The sequence below is a fragment of the Aeromonas sp. WP2-W18-CRE-05 genome (assembly GCF_014168615.1).
GTDB lineage: Bacteria > Pseudomonadota > Gammaproteobacteria > Enterobacterales > Aeromonadaceae > Aeromonas > Aeromonas caviae.
This window is the reverse complement of sequence record NZ_AP021917.1, coordinates 738,189-760,640: the sequence shown is the minus strand read 5'-3', so window position 1 is coordinate 760,640 and position 22,452 is coordinate 738,189. Positions and strand designations below refer to the sequence as shown.

General features: G+C 60.3%; 21 protein-coding genes and 1 pseudogene. 16 read left to right on the top strand and 6 right to left on the bottom strand.

Annotation, left to right across the window (positions count from 1 at the left end; translation table 11 throughout):
* Window position 1 precedes the first annotated feature (1 nt).
* Window positions 2–1,228, bottom strand: a complete 1,227-nt coding sequence (locus H7R73_RS03750) for an MFS transporter (RefSeq protein WP_103260779.1) — start codon at window positions 1,226–1,228, stop codon at window positions 2–4.
* Between the two features lie 233 nt (window positions 1,229–1,461).
* Between H7R73_RS03750 and H7R73_RS03745 the strand changes: the two genes are divergently transcribed.
* From H7R73_RS03745 to H7R73_RS03725, 5 genes are all read left to right on the top strand, one after another.
* Entirely contained in the window at window positions 1,462–2,370 is a 909-nt protein-coding gene (locus H7R73_RS03745; protein WP_043155350.1) for a LysR family transcriptional regulator, read from the top strand.
* A gap of 89 nt (window positions 2,371–2,459) precedes the next feature.
* The gene (locus H7R73_RS03740) at window positions 2,460–3,131 is read left to right on the top strand and encodes a CsgG/HfaB family protein (protein ID WP_103260780.1); all 672 of its coding nucleotides are present in this window, start codon (window positions 2,460–2,462) and stop codon (window positions 3,129–3,131) included.
* An 11-nt stretch (window positions 3,132–3,142) separates the two neighbouring features.
* Window positions 3,143–3,502, top strand: a complete 360-nt coding sequence (locus tag H7R73_RS03735; RefSeq protein ID WP_010672939.1) for a DUF4810 domain-containing protein — start codon at window positions 3,143–3,145, stop codon at window positions 3,500–3,502.
* Window positions 3,499–4,152 carry a DUF799 domain-containing protein gene (locus tag H7R73_RS03730; RefSeq protein ID WP_103260781.1) on the top strand — a complete coding sequence of 218 codons (654 nt, stop codon included), beginning with the start codon at window positions 3,499–3,501 and terminating at the stop codon, window positions 4,150–4,152. The genes H7R73_RS03735 and H7R73_RS03730 overlap by 4 nt, the downstream gene beginning before the upstream one ends.
* A 219-nt stretch (window positions 4,153–4,371) precedes the next feature.
* Complete coding sequence (locus H7R73_RS03725) at window positions 4,372–5,838, top strand: GGDEF domain-containing protein (protein ID WP_103260782.1); 1,467 nt, start codon at window positions 4,372–4,374, stop codon at window positions 5,836–5,838.
* Window positions 5,839–5,874: 36 nt separating this feature from the next.
* Here the strand turns inward: H7R73_RS03725 and H7R73_RS03720 are convergent, their stop codons facing one another.
* Complete coding sequence (locus tag H7R73_RS03720; protein ID WP_103260783.1) at window positions 5,875–7,335, bottom strand: DUF2235 domain-containing protein; 1,461 nt, start codon at window positions 7,333–7,335, stop codon at window positions 5,875–5,877.
* A 234-nt stretch (window positions 7,336–7,569) separates the two neighbouring features.
* Between H7R73_RS03720 and H7R73_RS03715 the strand changes: the two genes are divergently transcribed.
* From H7R73_RS03715 to H7R73_RS03690, 6 genes are all read left to right on the top strand, one after another.
* Window positions 7,570–8,823, top strand: coding sequence for a DEAD/DEAH box helicase (locus H7R73_RS03715; RefSeq protein WP_182951476.1), 1,254 nt, complete (start codon window positions 7,570–7,572; stop codon window positions 8,821–8,823).
* A 245-nt stretch (window positions 8,824–9,068) separates the two neighbouring features.
* On the top strand, window positions 9,069–10,424 hold the full coding sequence (locus tag H7R73_RS03710) for a ferredoxin reductase family protein (RefSeq protein ID WP_442859280.1): 1,356 nt from the start codon (window positions 9,069–9,071) through the stop codon (window positions 10,422–10,424).
* Window positions 10,425–10,568: 144 nt separating this feature from the next.
* A complete protein-coding gene (locus H7R73_RS03705) occupies window positions 10,569–11,396 on the top strand; it encodes an AraC family transcriptional regulator (RefSeq protein WP_041214560.1) in 828 nt (275 codons plus the stop codon).
* Between the two features lie 16 nt (window positions 11,397–11,412).
* Window positions 11,413–12,018, top strand: a complete 606-nt coding sequence (locus H7R73_RS03700; protein WP_103260786.1) for a LysE family translocator — start codon at window positions 11,413–11,415, stop codon at window positions 12,016–12,018.
* Between the two features lie 168 nt (window positions 12,019–12,186).
* A complete protein-coding gene (locus tag H7R73_RS03695; RefSeq protein ID WP_103260787.1) occupies window positions 12,187–12,696 on the top strand; it encodes a hypothetical protein in 510 nt (169 codons plus the stop codon).
* A 235-nt stretch (window positions 12,697–12,931) separates the two neighbouring features.
* Complete coding sequence (locus H7R73_RS03690) at window positions 12,932–13,327, top strand: hypothetical protein (protein WP_103260788.1); 396 nt, start codon at window positions 12,932–12,934, stop codon at window positions 13,325–13,327.
* Between the two features lie 196 nt (window positions 13,328–13,523).
* On the opposite strand, the pseudogene H7R73_RS24525 reads toward H7R73_RS03690, so the two are convergent.
* A pseudogene (locus H7R73_RS24525) lies at window positions 13,524–13,619 on the bottom strand (subclass B2 metallo-beta-lactamase); the annotation flags it as partial.
* Between the two features lie 272 nt (window positions 13,620–13,891).
* On the opposite strand from H7R73_RS24525, the gene H7R73_RS03680 reads away from it, so the two are divergent.
* A complete protein-coding gene (locus H7R73_RS03680) occupies window positions 13,892–14,974 on the top strand; it encodes an ATP-binding protein (RefSeq protein ID WP_182951474.1) in 1,083 nt (360 codons plus the stop codon).
* A 147-nt stretch (window positions 14,975–15,121) separates the two neighbouring features.
* Here H7R73_RS03680 and H7R73_RS03675 read toward each other — a convergent pair whose 3' ends face one another.
* The gene (locus H7R73_RS03675) at window positions 15,122–16,069 is read right to left on the bottom strand and encodes an IS30-like element ISAs2 family transposase (RefSeq protein WP_019706001.1); all 948 of its coding nucleotides are present in this window, start codon (window positions 16,067–16,069) and stop codon (window positions 15,122–15,124) included.
* Window positions 16,070–16,147: 78 nt separating this feature from the next.
* Between H7R73_RS03675 and H7R73_RS24520 the strand changes: the two genes are divergently transcribed.
* The 3 genes from H7R73_RS24520 to H7R73_RS03660 all read left to right on the top strand — a co-directional run bounded on the left by H7R73_RS24520 (window position 16,148) and on the right by H7R73_RS03660 (window position 18,238).
* Window positions 16,148–16,393 carry an STAS-like domain-containing protein gene (locus H7R73_RS24520; RefSeq protein WP_182951473.1) on the top strand — a complete coding sequence of 82 codons (246 nt, stop codon included), beginning with the start codon at window positions 16,148–16,150 and terminating at the stop codon, window positions 16,391–16,393.
* The gene (locus H7R73_RS03665; protein ID WP_158657358.1) at window positions 16,386–17,057 is read left to right on the top strand and encodes a hypothetical protein; all 672 of its coding nucleotides are present in this window, start codon (window positions 16,386–16,388) and stop codon (window positions 17,055–17,057) included. Before H7R73_RS24520 ends, H7R73_RS03665 begins: the two co-directional genes overlap by 8 nt.
* Window positions 17,058–17,197: 140 nt before the next feature.
* Complete coding sequence (locus H7R73_RS03660; RefSeq protein ID WP_101613896.1) at window positions 17,198–18,238, top strand: IS481-like element ISAs19 family transposase; 1,041 nt, start codon at window positions 17,198–17,200, stop codon at window positions 18,236–18,238.
* A 75-nt stretch (window positions 18,239–18,313) separates the two neighbouring features.
* On the opposite strand, the gene H7R73_RS03655 is transcribed toward H7R73_RS03660, so the two are convergent.
* Window positions 18,314–20,014 carry an amidase gene (locus H7R73_RS03655; RefSeq protein WP_103260791.1) on the bottom strand — a complete coding sequence of 567 codons (1,701 nt, stop codon included), beginning with the start codon at window positions 20,012–20,014 and terminating at the stop codon, window positions 18,314–18,316.
* A gap of 269 nt (window positions 20,015–20,283) precedes the next feature.
* On the bottom strand, window positions 20,284–21,381 hold the full coding sequence (gene aguA, locus H7R73_RS03650; protein ID WP_103260792.1) for an agmatine deiminase: 1,098 nt from the start codon (window positions 21,379–21,381) through the stop codon (window positions 20,284–20,286).
* Between the two features lie 145 nt (window positions 21,382–21,526).
* On the opposite strand from aguA, the gene H7R73_RS03645 reads away from it, so the two are divergent.
* Complete coding sequence (locus H7R73_RS03645) at window positions 21,527–22,438, top strand: LysR family transcriptional regulator (protein ID WP_048206938.1); 912 nt, start codon at window positions 21,527–21,529, stop codon at window positions 22,436–22,438.
* Window positions 22,439–22,452: the final 14 nt, after the last annotated feature.

Genomic DNA, 22,452 nt, shown 5'->3' with positions numbered 1-22,452 from the left:
GTCACACAGCGGGTTCGAAGCGCCGCCGTGACACCGCCCAGGCCAACCCCAGGCTTGTCAGGGTGCTGCCGACGAAGAGCAGATCCAGCGCGACGCCAAGACCGGCCCCGTCGCTCACCCAGCCCAGCAACACGGGTACCCAGTTCGCCACATAGGCGATCACATAGAAGAGGGAGAGCAGCCGCGCGTGGCTGGCCGGGGGCGCGATGCGATTGATCAGGGTTGCACTGCCCACGAACACGGCCCCCTGGGCATAACCCGCCACCAGCAGCCCGAGTCCCGCCAGCCAGCTGGGCAGGCCGTGAACGGCCCCGGCAAAGAGCAGCACGCACAGCGCCAGGGCCAGCACGCCGCTTTGCAGGGTATGGCGGGCATCGAGGCGACGGGCCCAGAGCTGGCAAAGCCCGGAGAAGACCAGATAGGCCGCGACGAGGTAGCCGAACAGCCCCAGATCCGTCATGCCCAGTATCTCGCTCACCACCTTGGGACCCATGGCCAGCAAGCTGGCCGCCACCGCCCAGGCGGTGAAGAGTGCCAGGGCGCAAAGGAAGAACCCGGCCCCCGTGGCCCTGAGCCCCTCTCCCAGGGATCCGCCACCCTGCCCGCTCGGGGCGGCCTTCGTCGCCCTCACCCCTTTGGGCCAGCTCAACACCAGCCCCCCGATGGCGCAGGCCGCCATCCCCAGGATCAGCAAAAACGGCAGCGTGGTCGGGTAGAGATCCTGCTGCAGCGCCAGCCCGCTGAACACGGGGCCAAGAGCCAGCCCGGCGGTGAACGATAATGTGGCGCTCAGGGCCGCTCGCTTGCCCCCATCCCTGGGGCCAAAACGCAGCAGCGCCACATTGGCGGCGCCGGTCAGGCTGCCCGTGCCAATCCCGGCCAGCAGCCGCGCCAGCAAAAGGGCCCAGAAGCTGTCGGCCAGGGAGAAGAGCAGGGCCCCGCCCCCGACCGCCACCAGGGCAGGCAGGATCAGGGTGCGCAGATCCGCCACTCGTCCTGCCAGGTTGCCCACCCCGAACAAGGCGATGAGCACGCCCCCCGCATAGCCGCCATAGATGAGGCTGAGGCCGAGATCGCTCAGAGCCAGCGCCGCCTGGTAATGGGGATAGAGCGGGGTAGGCACGCTGCTGTTGAGCAGGGCCGACATCAGGGCGAGGGAGAGAAACCAGCGCAGACGAGGATGGACAACCTGACCTGGCTCGCAAGCCGGGACGCTTGAGACAGACATGGACACTCCAGTGGCAGACAAATGAAACCGCAATCGGGAGCGACATCATAGCGATCCCGCCCACCCCGGACTGCGGCAGTTCTGCATCACGCCGACTCAATCCTGCATCACGTCGGGGTGGCGCGCGCCCTTGGCCGGGGCACCGGACCCGGTCTATCCCCTTGTGCTGCCATCCCCGCTGGCATCTAATATTGCGGCGCCAATCGGGCGTTCTGCTTGAGTGAGGAGCAAGCATGATCAACTGGGACGATGCCCGCTTCTTCCTGGCCCTGGCACGGCGGGGCAGCCTGCGGCAGGCCGGACTCGAGCTCGGGGTGGATCAGGCCACCGTCGGGCGACGGATCACCCTGCTCGAGCAGCAGCTGGGGGCCAAGCTGTTTATCCGCACCCCCAGACACTATCGCCCCAGCCCCCTGGGGGAAGCGCTGCTGCCCCAGGCCGAGGCCATGGCGCAGGCGGCCCTGGCCATGATGCGCACCGCGAGCCTGGGGGAGCTGGAAGGGGAGCTTTGCATCGCCACCACGGACACCCTGGCCCAGGGCTTCGTGCTGCCCGCGTTCACCCTGCTGCGCCAGCGCCACCCCGGTATCCGCCTCAAGTTGCTGACCGCCGTCAGCGTGAGCGACATCCCTAATCAGGAGGCGGATCTCGCTATTCGCAGCGTGCGCCCCGAGCAGGGAGATCTCGTGGTCAAACGGCTCGCCACCATCAAGATGGGGCTCTACGCCTCTCCCGACTACCTGGCCAGGCGGGGCACGCCCCGCTCGGGTCAGGCACTGCAAGAACACGACCTGCTGCTCTTTCCCAGAGAGCTGGTGGCCCGTCACTGGCTGAGTCTGTGCGGCGAACCGCTCCACGAACCCAACGTGGTCCTGCAGAGCAATGCCCAGCTGGTGCTGATGGCGGCCGCCCGGCAGGGGCTCGGCATCGCCCTGCTCTCCACCTTCCTCGCCGAGGAGGATCCCGCCCTGGTGCGCCTGCTGCCTGACCAGCACGATCCCATCGACATCTGGATGGTGCTGCACCCGGATGTGCAGAAGACGGGCCGCATGCGCGCCCTGGTGGCAGCCCTGGAGGAGGTGTTCCAGCCCCTGCAACAGACCCAGCCCTCCGCCACCCCCTGTCAAACGCACAGGGATTGAGCGGGTATGCCCCCCATACGGGGCACTTTCTTCGCAACGAACCATGTTAGAGTCCGCCGCTGTTTTTTCCTTTGATAACGGGGCCTTACATGAAGAAGTTTGTTGTTTCATCCAGTGTCATCCTGATGGCGGGCTTGCTGACAGCCTGTGCGAGCGAGTCGTCGCGCACCCTGGAGGTGCCCAAGGTTGCCTCCTATCAGAGCCACTATCAGGGCACACGCAGCCCCATCGCCGTCGGCAAGTTCGACAACCGTTCCAGCTACATGCGTGGCATCTTCTCCGACGGCGTGGATCGGCTGGGCAACCAGGCGAAAACCGTGCTGATCACCCACCTGCAGCAGACCGGCCGCTTCAGCGTGCTGGATCGCGACAACATGGCGGAGATCCAGGCCGAAGCCGGGATCAAGCAACAGGCTCAGCAACTCAAGGGCGCCGACTACGTGGTCACCGGCGACGTCACCGAATTTGGTCGCAAGGAAGTCGGTGATCATCAGCTATTTGGCATCCTGGGTCGCGGCAAGTCACAGATCGCCTATGCCAAGGTCAACCTGAACATCGTCAACGTCACCACCTCGGAAGTGGTCTTCTCTTCCCAGGGTGCCGGGGAGTACGAACTCTCCAACCGCGAGATCGTCGGCTTCGGCGGCACCGCCAGCTACGACTCAACCCTGAACGGCAAGGTGCTGGATCTCGCCATCCGCGAGGCCGTCAACAATCTGGTGAACGGCATCGAGACCGGTGCCTGGCGCCCGGCCCAATGAGGAGAGACGAGATGACGCTGTTCCGTCCTTCCCTGTTGCTGGTCAGCGGCCTGCTGCTGAGCGCCTGCGCCCAGGGGCCGCAGACGCTCTACAACTGGGATCAATATCAGGGGGTGGTTTACCAGCACATGCAGGGTGACGACACCGGGGTCGAAGCGCAGATCGATGCGCTGGAGAAAAACCAGCAAGAAGCGAGCGCCAAGGGACAGGCTGTGCCACCGGGCTTTCACGCTCACCTCGGCATGCTGTACGCCCAGCTCGGCAAGGATGCCCAGACTCGCGAGCAGTTCGAAACCGAGAAGCGCCTCTTCCCCGAATCGGCCCCCTTCATGAACTTCCTGATGTCCAACAAGAAGGGAGAGACCCAATGACCCTGCGCACCCTCCTTGCCCTCACGCTGGGTGCCCTCCTCCTGGGCGGCTGCGCACAGGGCCCCGGCTACGACTACAGCAACTTCAAGGAGAGCAGACCGACCTCCATTCTGGTGCTGCCGCCGGTGAATCACTCGCCGGACATCAAGGCGGGCCCCAGCCTGCAATCCCAGATCACCTATCCGCTCGCCGAGTCCGGCTATTACGTGCTGCCGGTGGCGGTCACCAACGAGACGTTCCGGCAGAACGGCGTGACCGAGCCCGCCGACATCCAGGCGCTGCCCATCAAGAAGCTCCACGAGATCTACGGAGCCGATACCGCCCTCTACCTCGACATCAAGGAGTACGGCACCAGCTATCTGGTCATCTCCAGCGAGACAGTGGTCACCGCCAGTGCCCGCCTGGTGGATCTGCGCACCGGCAAGCTGTTGTGGGAAGGCAGTGCCAGCGCCAGCAGTGCCGAGCAGCAGGGCAATTCGGGGGGCGGCCTCATCGGCATGCTGGTGGTGGCGGTGGTCAATCAGATTGCCAACACCCTGACCGACAAGGGCCATGAAATCGCCGGTATCACCAGCCTCAGGCTGCTCAGTGCCGACATGCCCAACGGCATCCTCCATGGCCCCCGCTCGCCGAAATACCAGGCTCGCTAAGGCGCCCGCCACAGTCCACACAAGAGGGCGCCATGCCCTCTTGTTTCAGTCGCCACCCCTTTCCCCAGCCTGACATCGCATGACGCCTCATCGTCTATCTTTTTGATATTGTTGGCTCATTCTTGCGCATGCCGGGTGACGACCCACCAACTTCATCTGGTGATGCCCGGCAAAATCAGTTACAAGAATGGCCTCTGTCACCATGGACGAGTTCACTGCATGGCTGGATCACTGTTGCGTATCATCCCCCGTCAATGGCTCTACCGGTTTGGCTGGCTATGTCTGGCTCTGACAGGGCTCGGGCTGGTAGCCAACTACACCTACTTCGTCATCAGGCACGACATGGCGCTCATTACCGCCAAGCAAGCCAACCTGTTCGAGGTGTTCTATCAGCGGGCCCGCATCCTGGCGCCAGAGAAACTGGCTGACTTCATCGACAACAGCAGCATCAAGATGCCCATCTTCAGCGAGAACGGGGATGCGGCGGCCTATGCCTATGGCTATGATCTCCCCACCCTGAAGCGCCTGGCGGTCATTCCCGTGCTGCCCCCGGCCAACCAGATGCTCCTCGCCTACCTGTACGTCATCTCCAACCCCGAGGTCCTCAACCTCTACGCCTTCTATGACGATCGCCGCCTGCTTGGCATGGTCGCCAACAAGGGGATGCTGCCGAGCCAGCTGCTCCCGGTCAACACCGACCTCAATGACATCGAGCCCTGGACCCACTTTTTCGGTTGCGCCTCCTTCGCCTCCACCCATGTCCCCTGCAGCACGGATGAAGCCTGGGTATCCGAGATCTACACCGACACCTTCACCGGACTGAATACCATCACCCTCTACTTCCCCTTCGTCTATTACGAGCCCGCCATCAAGGACTACCGCTATGGACTCAAGGGCATCGACATCGCCGTCGACCGGGCGTTCAAGGATGTGCTGCACCCCTTCGAGAGCCTCAATCCGACCCGGACCGTCCTCTCCTTCGAAGAGGTCGAGCCCTGCCGCCCGTTCCACCTCTGCCTGAGCACACCGCTGATGCGCACTCAGGCAGGCAATGATCTCTACCTCAAGTGGTCATACAGTTACGGCGATTTCATCCGGTCCGTGCTCTACGGGGCGGCCTTCAAGCTCTATCTCATCGCCCTGCTGCTGATCATGCTGACGGGGCGCAGCCTGGTTACCCGTCTGCGCATCCTGGCCCAGACCGACCACCTGACCCGGCTGCCACGCCGTGACATCCTCAATCAGGCGCTGCTGCGGGAGCACGACTACCTGATGATCCTCGACATCGACAACTTCAAGTCCGTCAACGACACCCATGGTCACGGGGTGGGTGACCTGGCGCTCGTCGCCTTCGCCAATCACCTCAAGACCAACATCCGCAAGGGCGATGTCGCCATTCGCTGGGGCGGGGAAGAGTTCATCGTGCTGTTCAAGGGGATGGACGATGACAAAATGATGCATCACTCCGCCGCCCGCCTGCTGGAGCGGCCATTGCGCATCCCCGAGCTGCCCGCCCCCATCACCTTCTCCGCCGGAGTAACCCGCATTCGCGATTACCTGACGGTGGCCGAGGCGGTGCAACTGGCCGACGACCTGCTCTATCACGTCAAGCAGCACGGCAAGCGCAATATCGCCTATTACCAGGGGCAGGAGATCAGGCTGATCCGGGAGCGGGAAGAGGAGTGAGCCGGCAGGGGTTGCCCCTGCCGGCCATGGAAAACACTACGCCAGCTGTGTCACCGTCAGAGTCACGTATCCCCTGTTGTTGTCGTAAAAGCCCCAGGCATCGTTGGCAAAGCAGTAGAGGTAACCCCCCTTTTGCACCCCAAGCTCGGCCCCCTTGCCGATGATGAAGGTGCTGGAGGGTTCGGGTGTGCCATCCGGCTTTGGATTGCCCCCATTGGCCAAGGCGCCGATCAGGGTGAACCAGTTCGCCTCTTCCAGCCGCTTGGTCATCACGAAATTGGCCTGGGTGTTGCCGCTCACCTGGCCATACCAGGTCTCCACCTTGCCCAGGGCAGAGGCCATGACGTGGACGAAGGCCTTGTCATGTACCCCTTCAGGCCCGGCAGGAATGGTGGAATCCATCCACTCGCCTTGCGCCTCGAAGCGGTAGCGGCGCCCCGTCTCCAGATAGATGCCGGTCCAGAACCAGGGGTGGCGGGCATAGATGTCGAGGGTGATGCGCCCCTCGGCAGACCACTCGCGGGTGGGCAGATAGTCCATCTGGTCGATGGGCGGTGCCTCGCGCCTTTTCTGTACCGAGTCGTGGATGGCGCTCGAGCTCAGCACCGGCAGGCTGCGGGGGGTGGTCAACAGCAGCTTCATCAGGCCGACGTGGGATTCATGGAGCTGGTCCAGGGGGTTGGGATGGATCTGCTTTAAGGCCGACTCCTTGAACCTCAGGCCGCACTTTTTCGCCTCATCCATCATCCACTTCAGGGTCACATCCGCGAGCCCGTGCTCCTTGTAGCCCCCTCCCACGTCACTGTGCACCCCGGCAAACCAGAGCTGCACCAGATCCCGTTCGGGCGCAGCCTCCCACAGTGTCGGGGTGAAGCTGCCGCGCTGCTCGTCGATGGCGACGGCGTGGCGCGCCGTCTTCACGTGTGCGCCGAGTTTCACATCGTGGAACCTGTAGTTGTCTGGATTATCGAGCAGATTGAGCAACGCCTTGTCATCCGGGATGCCAAGGGCACCGACCGTATCCCATACACCGATGAAGCGGATCCCCCTGGAATCGGGATGAAAGTTCAAGTCCTCGAGCGCCTGACCATGGCGGTAACCCTTGCGGTAGATGCGCTGTACCACGGCGCTCATGCTCTCCTGCGGGGCAAACCGGACGATCCCGAAGCGTCCTATCATGCCTCCCAAACTGCGGGCGGTGAAGGCGCCCCGGCTGAAGCCGAACAGGAAGATCTCATCCCCCTGCCGATAGTTGGTCGCCAACCACTGGTAACAGTCGCGGATATCCTCGCTCAGTCCAAGCCCCAGGCTGCCCCCCAGGATCTTGTCTACCACTCCGCCGCTGCCGACCCCGGTCTGGTAGCGGGTCAGCTGGGTGTCATCGCAGCAAAGGGCATTGAACAGCCGGAAAACGTTGGTCGGGGCCAGCGATCCCTTGTCCTTGTTCTCCTCGCTGTTCCAGGTGCCGTCGCAACACACGATCAGTCTTCTGGTCATCACAGACTCCTTGTCTCTTGGTCATAAAGGAGGCGGCCGCAAGCCGTCTTTGGCAGCTTCATACTAGTCCAAAGCCAGTGCCCAGCCCCCATGAGACCATCAGATGATGCATGGTCACCGCTCCACGAAACCGCCTTGCCGAGTTCTGCCGCGCCCCCGCTATCTGTTACCATCCAGCCACGCTGATTGTTTCCGTCCCGGCCACGGGGCGGGATAACCCCATACTGGTGCCCTATGTCCATTGCCTCCTTCGCCGAACTGGCCCTCTCCCCCCGCTTGCAGCAAACCCTGACCGAGCTCGGCTACGCCGCCCCCACCCCGGTGCAGGCCAGCGCCATCTCCCTGATCCTCGCGGGGCGGGATCTGATGGCGGGCGCCCAGACCGGCACCGGCAAGACCGCCGCCTTCGTGCTGCCACTGCTGGAGCAGTTGCTGCAACACCCGACGAGCGATGGCCCTCGCCCCATTCGCGCCCTGGTGCTGGTGCCGACCCGCGAGCTGGCGGTGCAGGTTGCCGAGAGCGTCACACGCTACGCCAGAGGCACCGACCTCACCAGCACGCTGGTCTACGGCGGGGTGAGCATCGCCGCACAGGTGGAGGCGCTGAACGCCGGGGTGGATATCCTCATCGCCACCCCGGGCCGCCTGCTCGATCACCTGCGCCAGGGGGCGCTGAGCCTCGCAGCCCTGAGCCATCTGGTGTTTGACGAGGCGGACAGGATGCTCGACATGGGCTTTATGGACGAGATCAAGGCGCTGCTAAAGCAAATCCCGGCGGATCGCCAGACCCTGCTGTTTTCGGCCACCTGCGATGACAACCTGTTTGCCCTGAGCCGGGTGCTCTTGCGCGACCCTGAGCTTATCGAGGTTGCCGCCCGCAACACCACGGCGGCCGAGGTGGAGCAGCGGGTCTATGCGGTGGACAGCGATCGCAAGGTGGCGCTGGTCCAACACATGCTGACCGTGAAGGGCTGGGCACCGGCGCTCATCTTCAGCCGCACCCGCCAGGGGGCTGACAAGCTGGCCCAGCAGCTCGGCAAGGGGGGCATCAATGCGCTGGCCTTCCACGGGGATCTGTCACAGAGCGCGCGGGAGAAGGTGCTGCTGGCGTTTCGCGCCGGCACCCTGCAGGCCCTGGTGGCCACCGACGTGGCGGCCCGCGGGCTGGATATCAGCGATCTCAACTATGTGATCAACCTGGAGTTTCCCCATCAGCCTGAGGACTACGTGCACCGCATCGGGCGCACCGGCCGCGCCGGCAACAAGGGGCTCGCCATCACACTGTTCAGCCCCGAAGACGCCCCCCTGCTGGAAAAAGTCGAAGCCGTGCTCGATACCCGGCTGCCCCAGCAGTGGTTCCCAGGCTTTGAGCCGGATCTGACCCGTTTCGACCCCGAGCCGCGCCGCGCCAGCAAGGGCGCCCAGAAGCAGAAGGCCAGAAAGCAGGCCCTCGCAGGCAACAAGGGCGGCAAGGGACGAAAATCCTGACATGAATTTTTGCTGAGGGCAGCCATGCGGGTGCCCCAGCATCACCACTCTCCAGACCCTGGCCTGTGGGGTGACGCCAACCGCTTTCCTGCCTCTCCCCCTTGTTTTTCTCAACGCCCTCCTCCTCAGTCCGCTTGCCCTGACCCGGCGACCCTTTGCCACACTCTGCTACAAAAGAGGTAGTCAGGGGGCACACTTTCGCCACAAAGCAGGCGTGCAATGGAGGCATGGACAAGGAGGACCTCATGAAACCCGCATCCCTCGGCTGGACCCTGCCCCTGACCCTCACCCTCATCTGGCTGTTTGGCCTGACCCAGTGGCCCGCCGGTCTCTGGCCCTGGCGCCATGAGCTGCTGATCCTGACCGGTCTGCTTGGCCTTGGCGCCATGACCCTCTCTTTGCTGCTCGCCCTGCGCCTGCCCAGGCTCGAAGCCTGGTGCGGCGGGCTGGATCGCATGTTGCACCTGCACCGCAGCAGCGCCCTCTGGGCCACCGGCACCCTGGTGGCCCACTGGCTGCTGGTGGAAGCCCCCAAGTGGGCTGTCGCCGCCGACTGGCTGACCCGGCCGGCGCGCCGCGGAGCTGGTGCTGGTGCTGGTGCTGGTGCTGGTGCTGGTGCTGGTGCTGGTGCTGGTGCTGGTGCTGGTGCTGGTGCTGGTGCTGGTGCTGGTGCTGGCAATGATGCCCTCTGGCACAGCCTCGGCAATACCCTGGGGGAATGGAGTTTCTATCTGCTGCTGGCGCTGGTGGTGGTGAGCCTGCTCGCCGTGGTGCGCTACGAGCGCTTCAAGGTGGTTCACCGGCTGGCCCCGGTCATCTATCTGATGGGCTGGCTGCACGGGCTCTGCCTGCTGCCGCGCATCGGCGCCCTGACCCCGGTCGGCCTGACCCTGCTCATCTGCGGCGGGCTGGGTGCCCTGGGGGCGCTCTACTCCCTGTTTGGCCGGGTGGGCCAAAATGCGCGCCGCCAGGGAAGGGTCAGCACCCTCACCCCTCTGGATGAGCGCACCCTGGAGATCCGGGTCGCCCTGGCATCTCCCCTGCCCGGCTACCGCCCGGGGCAGTTCGCCTTCTTCGACTTTGCCGGGCGCGGCGAGCCCCACCCCTACACCCTGGTCGATGTCTCGGCGGATGGCCGCACCCTCACTCTGGCGGTGCGCGCCCTCGGGGATCACACCCGCTGGCTGCACCGCCACCTCAAGGTGGGGAATGCGGTCACCGTGACCGGCCCCTATGGCGCCTTCGCCCTGCCAGATCCGGCCCCGGCGCTCTGGGTGGGCGCCGGTATCGGCATCACCCCCTTCGTCGCCTGGCTGGAGGCCCTGGTGCGCCGTGGCGAGACACGCCCCGGCACCACCTTGCTGCAATGCGCCCCCACCGCCGAGGCCGCCCCCTATCACGTTCATCTGGCCGAGCTGTGCCGCCGGGCCGGGGTCGAGTACCAATTGCACCTGGAATCCGAGCGTGGCCGACTGGATCTCGCCGCCCTGGGCCAACGCCAGCACACCCCGGTGTGGTTCTGCGGCCCCGAACCCATGGCCCACACCCTGGATGCCCATCTGGGCACCCCGCTGCACCGGGAGCTGTTTCGCTTTCGCTGACGGGCCAGTCGGTGCAGACAGCCATCGGCAGCGCCGTTTTTCTCGGTGCGGGGCGCAGGCGGACCGGCAAACAGCAAGATTGTCCAAGCGAGAGGCACACCCTTGGGGCTAGATTAGGGGGGCAGTCTGGTACAGGAGGGAAAGATGGCGCAGGACAACCAGTTCATATTCGCACACAGTCAGCACCTGGCGAGCCTGACTGCACTGCGGGTCAACATGACGGAATTTCGCTACGACCGTCACGCCCACGAGGAGTACTCCTTCGGGGTCACTCTGGCCGGGCGGCAGAACTTCTTCTGCCACGGCGGAGCCCACTCCAGCCCGGCAGGCAGCGTCATCCAGTTCAATCCCGGGGATGTCCACGACGGTCATGCCGGTGACAACGCCAGCCTCGACTACACCATGCTCTACATTCCGCCCCACGAACTCACCCCGCTGTTTGCCGATGCTGCGGGCGAGCGGGCAATGGGGACCTACCGATTGTTGCAGCCCCTGGTGCGCGATGAGGCGCTGAGCGCCTGCATCCTCGAGCTGGCCCAGGCGGTGCGCGGCCAGGCCGACAGCATAGAGCAGGAGTTTGCCCTCTATCGCCTCGCCACCCGGGTGATGCAGCAGGCGGGACGTTTTGAGCCCAATGGCCGGGTGAGTCGCATCGATCGCCTCCTGCTGCAGGCCAGGGACTTTATCCACGCCCACTTTCAGCAGGATATCTCCCTGGCCGACATCAGCGCGGCGGCCAACATCTCCAAGTACCACTTCCTGCGGCTGTTTCGCCAACAGCTTGGCATCACACCCCATCAATACGTGATCAACTGCCGCATCAATGCCGCCCGGCGCGCCTTGGCCGCCGGAGAGTCAGCGCAGGATCTGGTGTACCGCTTCGGTTTCACCGATCTCAGTCACCTCAACCGTCGCTTCAAGCGCATCTATGGCATGACCCCCACCCAATACAGCGCCAGCCTGATCCGCTGAGCCCAAGGAACACCCCATGATTGAACTTCTCGCCTATGCCATCGGCATCATGTATACCCCTGGCCCCGTCAACCTCATCGGCCTCAATGCAGGCCTGGGTGGCCGCACCCGCGCCTCCCTTGGCTTCTTCCTCGGGGTCGGCTTGGCGATGTTCGTGCTCCTGCTGCTCTTTGGCTGGGCGGGCACCCGCCTGGTGCGGGAAGATACCCTGATCTATGTCAGCCTGGTGGGGTGCCTCTATATCGCCTATCTCGCCATCAAGATCGCCAGCGACAGCGGCGAGCTCGGTGCCAACGAGGCGCCAGCCCGCCCTCTGGGGGTGCGCAGCGGCTTCGTCATCCAGTTGCTCAACCCCAAGGCGATGATCGCCACCCTGCCCATCACCAGCATCCAGTTCCCGGCAGCCCAGATCCACGGCTGGAGCCTGCTGCCCTGGTCACTGCTGCTCGGCCTGCTGGCCGCCGGCGCCCCCGGCAGCTACTCGATGGCTGGCAGCCTCATAGGACGTCATCTTCAACATCCTCGCTGGTTCAGGTACTTCAACCTGCTGATGACCGCCCTGCTGCTCTACAGCGCCATCGCCCTGGCCTACCAGCATGTCTATCTACCGCTGGCCGGCTGAACCGGCGAAGCGCCCCATCAAGAACCCCGGTGACACACCCACCTATGCCGGGGTGTCGCCTTCGCCGAGCAGACACAGGCCCGGCACTGCTACACCGGCCTTTTCGGGTCATTTTCGCCATGGGCTGACTATCCTCAACAGGGTCTCTTGCCCAATGTGGAGCTACCCATGGATCGCTACTACAAACACCTGGCCATCAGCGGCCTCATCTCCTTCGGAGGCCTTGCCCTGATACTGCTGCTGCAAACCATCCCCCTCATTTCCAACATCATGACCGCCATCTTCTTCGCCGGATCGGTGGGGGCCGTCATCAACAACTATTACCGCCTCGCCAGGCTGCACGACAGCGGTGCCATCGCCCACATCAGCCAACCCCGAGTGATCGTGACGCAGTTTTATGTTTCCCTGCTCTTTTCCGGCATTCTCGGTTTTATCGCCTACGGGCTCTTTGCCAGCAGCCTGCTCCAGGGGGACCTGTTTCCCAAGTTCAAACACATGGAGCATCCCTATGTCTCCTTGCAGACTCTGCTGACCCTGGCCTCTCCTGCAACCAATCTGGATGCCGCCAAAGCCGTCATCTGGGCCTTTATCGCCGGTTTTTCCGAGCGATTCGTCCCCAATGCCATCGACGCCCTGACCAAGGCCGCCCCCCCTTCCGGGCAAGACACCCCGGGATAAGGGCCAGGGCAAGCAGGAGCATTGCCACCCCGGGTGCAGACCGGACTACCCGGCATCCGGATGCAACACGCTGGCGCCGCCTGTTGTTCTCGTATCGCCATCACGGGCCAGCACCTTATCTCCTGGTGTCAACGCAGCAGTACAGCTGCCACGAGCAAGCCCTCATTCGGGTATTGATGCATTCGGAATGAATAAGCATCATCTTGCGGCCCCTGGTCATGGATAAGAATGTTGTATGTCCTTTGATAAAAAGCACGGTGAGTTCATCTTCAATGTGCAGGAACACCTGGTCACCTGCGAGCTGATCGGCCCTTTCAATGAAGAGGGTATGCTGACGTGGATTACGGAGATTAAGCGCGTAGTAAACAGTCTCGATGGTAAGCGTTTCTGCGCTCTGGTGGACCATCGCCAGCATCAGGGGGTGGTGCTCTCCGCCCTGCCCCATCTGCAAGAGACCTATCAGTGGCTGACACAGAAGAATCTGGTGGCCATCGCCTCCCTCTATTCGGCCAAGGTGCTCCATCACATCGCCCTCTCCTGCCTCTCCCTCACCCACCCGGACCATATCCGGGCATTCAACGACCCTCAAGCGGCCATCGCCTGGCTGGATGCCCAATATCAGACGCGGTAGGCCACCCGGCCTGTGTTGATACGCCATATGCCGCGCCCTCACCGCCCAGGTCCGGATAAACAGGCCCCAATCCCTGCCCTGAGGTGCTGAGCCCGGCAGCAACCGATGGCTATTCCCCGAGCGACAGGAAAGAGGTCACCGTCAGAACCGCCGCATCTTGCCCGGTTATCTGTACCGGCAGGGCAGCATCCCGGCCAAGGGGCATCTGCGCCGCCCGCACGCTGCCACCCCAGAAGCTCGCCACCAGTATCAAGGCCCCGGCCAAGCCGCACTTTATCCAACCTTTCATCATCTTGCTCCCTCGAACCAACCGCCCCCTCGCCACCCCTGTGGCAAGCCGGGCCTTTTAAGCAGTGGGCAGAAGATAAGGGGGATTTGTGAGGGGAAAATGAGGTTGTGTGAAGAGAAGGTGAAGTCCATGAACAACAATGTATCTTTCCGATCAAAGATACATCGTTCTTTCATTGCCAAAGGGCTTCATATGAAATTAATGTGACGGTACACTAATGATCTAGTTAGAGTGAGACCTTAGTCACCTCCTATAAAGAACAGGGACAGATAAATATGGATATTTCAGTACTTATAGGTAAAAAACGTTGGGAAAATGAAATAAAGCGTAAATATTATAAACATACATGGCGTCCTAGAAAAAAAACAAAACAAAAGCATAGCTATGAGATAATTCATATTCATGAAGAGTTTTGTGTATACAAAGCAGTCAATGATAATATTCAAGACGTTGATACTGTTAGAAAAACCATCAACTTAATAAATCAGATAAGATCTTCCAATGAACAAAATTTATTAATCAGCTTCGTTGATACCAAGAGAATTATCGTCGCGGCAACAGTTCTTTTATTTGCAGCAATTGATGAGGCGATTTCGAATGGATGCAAATTCTTAATCAAGTCCTCATATCAAAGCAACCAAGTTAATTCATTAATAAAAAGGGCAGGGATACATAACAACCAACTTAAACTTGTCTGTACATCTGATTTCACGTCTCAAAAGCCTATATCAATAATCCAAGGGCGTGGAGCACAGTTTCGAGAGGAAATAATAGACCATATAAAATCCTTTATTTACGACCAGAACTTGTCAGCCACAGAAGAGCATAGATATGGTGATGCCGTACATGAAACAATAAATAATGTTTTATTACATGCATATCCAGAAATTTCTGAACGCGACGATAAAAAATGGTGGATGCTCTGCGACATAGTACAAGATGAGCTTTACTTGGCTATATTTGACCAAGGTGTTGGCATTCCGAACACAGTCATAGAGAATGGATGGTTTAAGCCTAGTTTACAATCTCTATTCCCTAAAAAATATAGAGATATTGAAAGCATGATTGGGCTACATGGCTTTGCCAAATTAACCAGTCGAATAGGATATCTTGACATCAGTGATGAGCAGTTAATACAGATATCGATGATTGGCGATATTAGTGGCACCAGAGAATTAAAACATGGTCAAGGTAGTAAAAGTATTAAAGCACTTGTTGAAGACCACCAGAATGGAAAGTTATGGATATTTAGCAATGAAGGGCTTTACACTTTAAGTGGAAAAGATAAGAAGGAAAATGTACACTCATTACCTATTAGTATTGGCGGCACGATTGTGCAATGGAACATCAAGCTATGAAAAATATGATAACAATTACTGTTATTAATGACTTCAGCAAGAAACCATATGGTCGCTATGAGTCCGACGGTGGGAATGACTGTGGTTATTTATTTAGAAAAAATAAGCTAGTTCCTCGCGAATTCAACTTCGAAGTGCGACACTCGCCTATGCCGCCTGACGGTACTCTTCGAATACCTTGACAGGCTGCCTGAATCCGAGACATTTCCGAGGTCGTAGGTTGAGCCACTGCTCCGCTCTCCTGACATCCTCGTCCGTGACCTCTCTCAGGTCTGTTCCCTTTGGGATAAACTGCCTCAACAGCCCATTGCTGTTCTCGTTCAGACCGCGCTCCCACGAAGAGTAAGGGTGCGCAAAGTAAGTCTCGGCACCCAGCGCTTCCTCTATCGCCTTGTGTTCGGCAAACTCGCCGCCGTTGTCAAAGGTGATGGTATGCACCTGCTCGATGTAGGGCGTTAACATCTCGATTATCGCATCCCGCACCACCCCAGCCTGTTTGCTCGCGACCCGCTTGACCAGATAGAGCCGGCTCTTGCGCTCCACCAGGGTGACCAGTGCACCTGTGCCTTGCTTGCCCAGCACCGTGTCCGCCTCCCAATCACCGAGCCGCTCCCGGCTATCGACGATAGCCGGCCGTTCATCAATAGAGCGGGCTTCCTTGATGGGAGAACGCAGGCTGCTCGCCCCCTTGCGGTAGCGCTTGTGGCCCTGGCGCAGATGGCGGTACAACTGGCCACCCCGGGCTTTGTCGGCGGCCACATGGCGGTATATCCACTCGTGACTCACCATGAGGCCTATCTGCTTGCCCACCGCGCTTATCTGCTCCGGGCTCCACCACCAGGCGAGTGTCAGCTCGACAAACTGGATGACATCGGCAGATAGCCGAGATTTGGCCGCACTGGCCCGTCGGTGGGTGGCGTGCTGATGCGCATTGTCTGGCTGGTAGCCCTGCGGCCCGGCGTTACGACGCAGCTCCCGGTAGAGGGTGGAGCGATGAACGCCAATGGCGCGTGCGGTGGCAAGGATGGACATCCCCTGTGCGCGAAGCACCGATAACTGGTATCGTTGCCCCTCGGTCAACTGCTGATAGCTCATGGTGATACTGCTTTTACTTTGGCGAGCAGAAGGGTACCACCAATCAGCAGTTGGCCACCTCTCGCCATTCATCCATGAGTGTCGCACTTATTATCTGAATTCCCGCCTGCTCTGAAAAAACATGAAAAAGTTCATGTTGTTTTAACCGGATATAATAGATATGGAAGGTCTTTTATCGATGAAGCATTTGGGGGGCTAATTCGTGAAGATGGGTATACTCTCGACTACCTGAAAGCACATCTTTCATATGAACATGCTGATGTTAAAAGTATCGAAGCACTTGTAACAGAGAGATTAGAGGCTGCTGAGGCGGATCGTGGATAGTATTAATGAATACATAAAATTACTTATCACGCCAGTCCCTTGGATTATTGCTTTTTTTATAAGCTATGTGACATTTCGCAAAAATGATATATCACGGCAGAAAGACAAAATCTTAAGCCTCATTGAAAAACTATTTGATGAGCTTATTGAAATTATTGAAAATGGTAAGGGTAGTGAAGAGGAACTTGATTCATTCCTTTCTTACAAGTCATCAATCATAGAAATCCAAATTAATAGCATTGAATCCCGAGCACGAAAAAAAATTGTAGATAGAAATCAATATGCAATCATTCGTTCGCTTCCTATCGATTTACTAAAAAAACGGATCAATGCAGAAGCACGTCTTCACGAAAAAGAAGATGAGTCTATAAGACTGGAAAGGATTCAAAATACAAAAATAAAAATAAATAACGAACTTTTTGACTTATCCATTTTGATAATTTCAGACATTGAAAATAACTACAACTCTTGGTTTTTCAAAAAATGGCTTAGTTTTCCAAGAGCAAACTTTAAAAAACACCATAAAACCATCATGATCATATTAATCAGCTTCATTGTTGGCTGGTTATCAAGAAACGCATTTATAAAAGATCCAATACCGTATAAACGTAACTCACATAACAATACGCAATATAACGAAAGCGAAAAGAAACCACCAGCATGATGCCGGCGGTTTCTTGTTTTGTGTGTACAGTTTGTATGGAGATGGTATTCACCTGACAGTTGCCCACAAAAGGGAGTGGTCATACGGCTTCAAACCGGATAACAAAACGGTACCCCTACCGTGTTATCCGGAGTCACCGTATGACCACCAACGAGAAAGTAGCACGTCGTAAACTCAGCCTGCTAGAGCTCGCCAAAGAGCTCAATAACGTCAGCAAAGCCTGCAAGCTCATCGGCTACAGCCGTCAGCAGTTCTACGAAATTCGCCGTAACTATCAGACCTATGGCGCCGAGGGCTTGCTCGACAAACTCCCCGGCTGTAAAGGCGCTCATCCCAACCGGGTCGCTCCCGAGATTGAACAGGCCATCCTCGATTACTCTCTCACCAGACCAACCCATGGCCCGCTGCGGGTCGCGCAAGAACTGGCTCTGCAAGGCATCAACGTCAGTGCGGGCGGTGTGCGTGGCGTATGGCAACGGCACGACTTGCTCTCCAAGCATGACCGCTTGTTGCGCCTCGAGAAAACCCACAGGGAACAGACGATTGAGCTCAATGACGAGCAGATCCGCCTGCTCGAGCGCTTCAGCCCCGAGTTTCGCGAACGCCAAATTGAGGTTCACTACACCGGGGAACTGGTGGCGGTCGACACCTTCTTCGTCGGCGCACTCAAGGGGGTGGGCAAGGTGTATCTGCAAACCGTACTGGACTGCTACAGCCGCCACGCCTGGGGACGGCTCTACACCAGCAAGCTGCCGGTGACCTCGGTCCATGTGCTCAACGAAACGGTCCTGCCGTTCTTCGAGGCTCACGAGGCGCGGGTCTATACCATCCTGTCGGACAACGGGCGCGAGTTCTGCGGGCGCCCTGACCATCACCCCTACGAGCTGTTCCTGCAACTGGAGGGGATTGCGCACCGGACCACCAAGGTACGCAGGCCGCAGAGCAACGGCTTTATCGAGCGGCTACATCGCACCCTGCTGGATGAACACTTCCGTATCAAGGGGAGGACGACCTGGTATGAATCAGTGGAGCAGATGCAGACAGACCTGGACAGCTATCTGGATCACTACAACACCCAGCGGCCACATCAGGGCAGGATGATGGAGGGTCAAACCCCCTACAGCATGTTCAAAAAGGGTCTGAAATTGATACCGAAGGAAGTGCGCACTAAAGTAGCGTAAACAAGACACCGGTTTGAGGCCGGTGTCAGGTGATAACTAGATCTGTACATACAGTTCTAACTCGAAATATTTAACTCACAACGGCGGCGTCCGCGGTGGCACCATACGCTTGCTGCCGGTGGATTCGAAGGCCGAGGCGAAGCGCAGCAGGTTGTTGTCGTCATAGGCGCGACCGGCGAAGGTCAGGCCCACCGGCATACCGATATCGGCCATCACCCCCATGGGGACTGTGACGGTCGGCACGCCGAGGTGGCGAATGGCGAGGTTGCCGTTGGCAACCCAGATGCCGTTGCTCCAGGCGATATCGGCGGAGGCCGGATTCACATCCGCATCAGCCGGGGCGACGTCAGCGACGGTCGGGAACAGCACGGCGTCGAGCTTGAGCCCGTCCATCCAATCTTCCAAGTCCAGCTTGCGGGTCTGCTCCAGACCGCGCAGGCCGTCCGGCACTGTGGGGATCTCGTCAAAGCGCTTGATACCGCGCTTGGCCATATTGACGTACTCGTCCATGCCCGCCGCCAGATCCCCTTCGCGGTTCGGCAAGGTGCCCGGATCGTGGGGGAAGATCTTCGGCCCATCGACATCGGCCAGCTTGTTCAACTTGGGATCGCCGTTGGCACGCAGGAAGTCGTCGAACGCCCAGCCGGAGAGCTCCCACAGCTCGTCGTTGAGAAACTCCGGGCTCACGATGCCGCGATTGAACACGGTCGGCGCACCGGGTCGATCCCCTTCGCAGTTGGAGACCAGCGGGAAGTCCACTTCGATGACTTCGGCGCCAGCGGCTTCCAGCGCCTTGCGCGCATCTTCCCAGAGGGCGATCACGGTCTCGCGGGTATGGATGCGCTGACCGGTCGGGCCGCCGATGCCGGGGTTTTCGCTGGTGCCGGCCAGTTCATCCTTGTTGATAAACATGCGCGGCACGCCGAGGCGCTTGCCCTTGAGGGCATCGGGCTTGGCAGCCAGCTCCAGATAGGAAGCTGGACGCACTTCAGAGGCCTTGGGCAGCTGCACCCAGGGCTGCAGGCGCCATAGATCGCCACGGGTGTCGGCATCGTCGGCGACCACTACGTCGAGCACTTCCAAGAGATCGGCCATGGTGCGGGCATAGGGCACCACCACATCCATGGTCGGAGTCAGCGGCCAGTTGCCACGCACCGAGATGACGCCACGGGACGGGGTGTAGGCGCACAGGCCGTTGTTGGAAGCAGGGCCACGGCCGCTCGACCAGGTCTCTTCGGCCAGACCGAAGGCGGAGAAGCTGGCAGCGGTGGCAGTACCGGCGCCGTTGGAGGAGCCGGAGGCAAAGGGCGCGGTCAGGTAGTCGGCGTTGTAGGGGCTCTCGGCACGACCATAGACGCCGCGCTGCATGCCGCCATTGGCCATCGGCGGCATATTTGTTTTGCCAAGGCAGATGGCGCCGGCGGCGCGCAGGCGCTCGACGGTAAAGGCATCGCGCTGGGCCACCAGATCCTTGAAGGCCGGGCTGCCGGAGGCGGCGGTCAGCCCCTTGACCAGATAGCTGTCCTTGGCGGTGTAGGGGATGCCGTCGAGCGGCCCCAGGGTTTCCCCACGGGCGCGGCGGGCATCGGACGCTTGCGCCTCTTTCAGTGCATCGGGGTTGGGCACCACGACGGCATTGAGGCGGGTTGATGTCTCGGGGCCGTCATAGGCGGCAATCCGGGCCTGATAGGCCTCGACCAGTTCGACCGCGGTGGTGCGGCCTGATTCGAGCGCATCACGCAGCTCGGCAATGGAAACCTCGGTCACTTCGATCATGGGGATCTCCTGTAAAAGGGTGACTGTTTGTCATGATGATCGCCGCATCGGCGCCTGCGACCATCACATCATCAAGGGATAAAACCCCACTGAGTGGGGTTTTGAATACTAACTAGAACCGGTTTACGACCCGTCGCGAGAGGCCGGAAGCTCAGTGAAGAGCAGCGCAGGAACCGGAATGTATGTGAATACATGAGCCGTTTGTTCCACATAAGCGAGCAGCACATGAGCCTTGATCACGGCTTCGCAGCAGGAGCGTCATCCGGTTCTTATTTGCCGGAGGGGATCTGCTGGGTAATGCAGTGAATATTGCCACCCCCCAGCAGGATCTCCCGGGCCGGCACGCCGACCACGGTGTGCTCCGGGAAGATCTCTTCCAGAATGCGCTGGGCTTCTCCATCGGTGGCGGCATCCAGCAGCGGGTAGACGATGCGATCGTTGGTGATAAGGAAGTTCACATAGGAACCGGCCAGACGGCCCTCTGCCTCGCGCGGCACACCGGTACCGCTCTCGACGCCGGCAGACTCCTCTTCGGTGCAGAACAGCGGGCCCGGCTGGGGCAGCTTCCACACTTTCAGCTTGCGACCCTTGGCGTCGACCGCCGCTTCCAGCACCTGGAGGGCAGCCTGGGAGCGGGCGTACTGGGGATCTGTCTCATCGTCAGTCCAGTGCAGGGCCACTTCACCCGGGCGCACGAAGCAGCACATGTTGTCGATGTGGCCGTCGGTCTCGTCCATGTAGACCCCTTCGTCCAGCCAGATAACGCTCTTCACACCCAGATAGTCGCGCAAGTGCGCTTCGATCTGCGCTTTGGTCAGGTGCGGGTTGCGGTTTTCGTTGAGCAGGCACTCAGCGGTGGTCAGGCAGGTGCCTTCGCCATCCACATGGATGGAGCCCCCTTCCAGAATGAGCGGCGCGTCGTAACGATCCATGCCGTGCTGCTCCAGCATCCGGGCAGCGACCTCTTCATCCTGGTTCCACGGGTAGTAGAGACCGCCCTTGTGACCGCCCCAGGCGTTGAAGCCCCAGTCCACCCCACGGCACTCGCCTGCGGCGTTGGTGACGATGGTGGGGCCAGTGTCGCGGGCCCAGCAGTCATCGCTGGCCATCTCCACCAGGGTAACGTGGGCGGGCATGATGCCACGGGCCTGCTCCATAAACTGGGCCGGCACCCCCATAAAGACCGGCGTCGCGCCACCGATGGCATCCGCCACCTTGGCGAAGGTGGCCTGGGCGAAGCGACCGGCTTCCCGCCAGTTGTCCGGGCGGAACGGCCAGATCATCCAGACGGCCTGCTGGTGAGCCCACTCGGCGGGCATGGTGAAGCCGTCGGCGGCCGGCGTGGAATTCATGGTCTTGATGCTCATCGCAAGGCTCCTTGCATGGATTGAGGCCCCCGATTTGCCTGGGAACCCTGAAAAAATAAGAGTGGGTCGCAGTGTAAGAAGTTGCGCGCCCATCCATCAAATGAATAGGATTAATTGTCCCATAAACACGGCGAATAATCCCCCCATGAAACTGCACCAGCTCGACCTCAATCTGCTGCTCGCCTTTGACGCTCTGATGACGCAAGGGAGCGTGACCCGCGCCGCCGAATCGCTCTTTATCAGCCAGCCCGCCATGAGCCACTCCCTCGGCCGGTTGCGGGCCTTTCTCGGCGACCCGCTGCTGGTGCGCACGCCCCAGGGGATGTTGCCGACTCCCAGGGCGCAGCGCCTGCATCTGGGGGTGCAGCAGGCGCTGCGGCTGCTGGAGCAGCAACTCTGGGAGGAGGACGAGTTCGCGCCACGCCAGTCGAAGCGCCGCTTCGTGCTCTGCACCACGGATTACGTGGAGTGCGTGCTGATCCCGCCCCTTATCCAGCGCCTCAGGAAGCTGGCGCCGGGCGTCACCATCGAAATCCGCATCCTGCGCGATACCCTGCCGGAAGCCGAGCTGGCGAGCGGCGAGATAGATCTCGTGCTGGGGTTTGACGAGTACATGCAGGTGCCGGGGTATCTGGGCAAGGAGACCTGGCTCACCGAACCCCTGGCCGGGCTGGTGCGCGCCACCCTGGAGCTGGAGGAGGAGCGCATCACCCTCGACCAGCTAATCGAGATGCCCCATGTGTTCCACTCGCCGCTCGGCACCTCGGAGGCGAGCCTCGACCGCTATTTGCAGAGCCTGGGCCATAGCCGCACCATCTCGGTCAACAGCCAGAGCTATATGTCCGCCGCCGCCATCGTGAGCCAGAGCGATCACCTGCTGGTGCTGCCCAGCATGGTGGCGGAGCTGCTCGCCAGCCACTGGCCGCTGAAAAGCCTGCCCCTGCCCGACGACGTGCCGGACTATCACCTCAACTGCGTCTGGCACCCGGTCCACGCCCAGCAACCGGCGTTGATCTGGTTGAAGGCGTTGATGAAGGATCTGGTGAATCCGGGCTAAGCGGCTGCGACTGG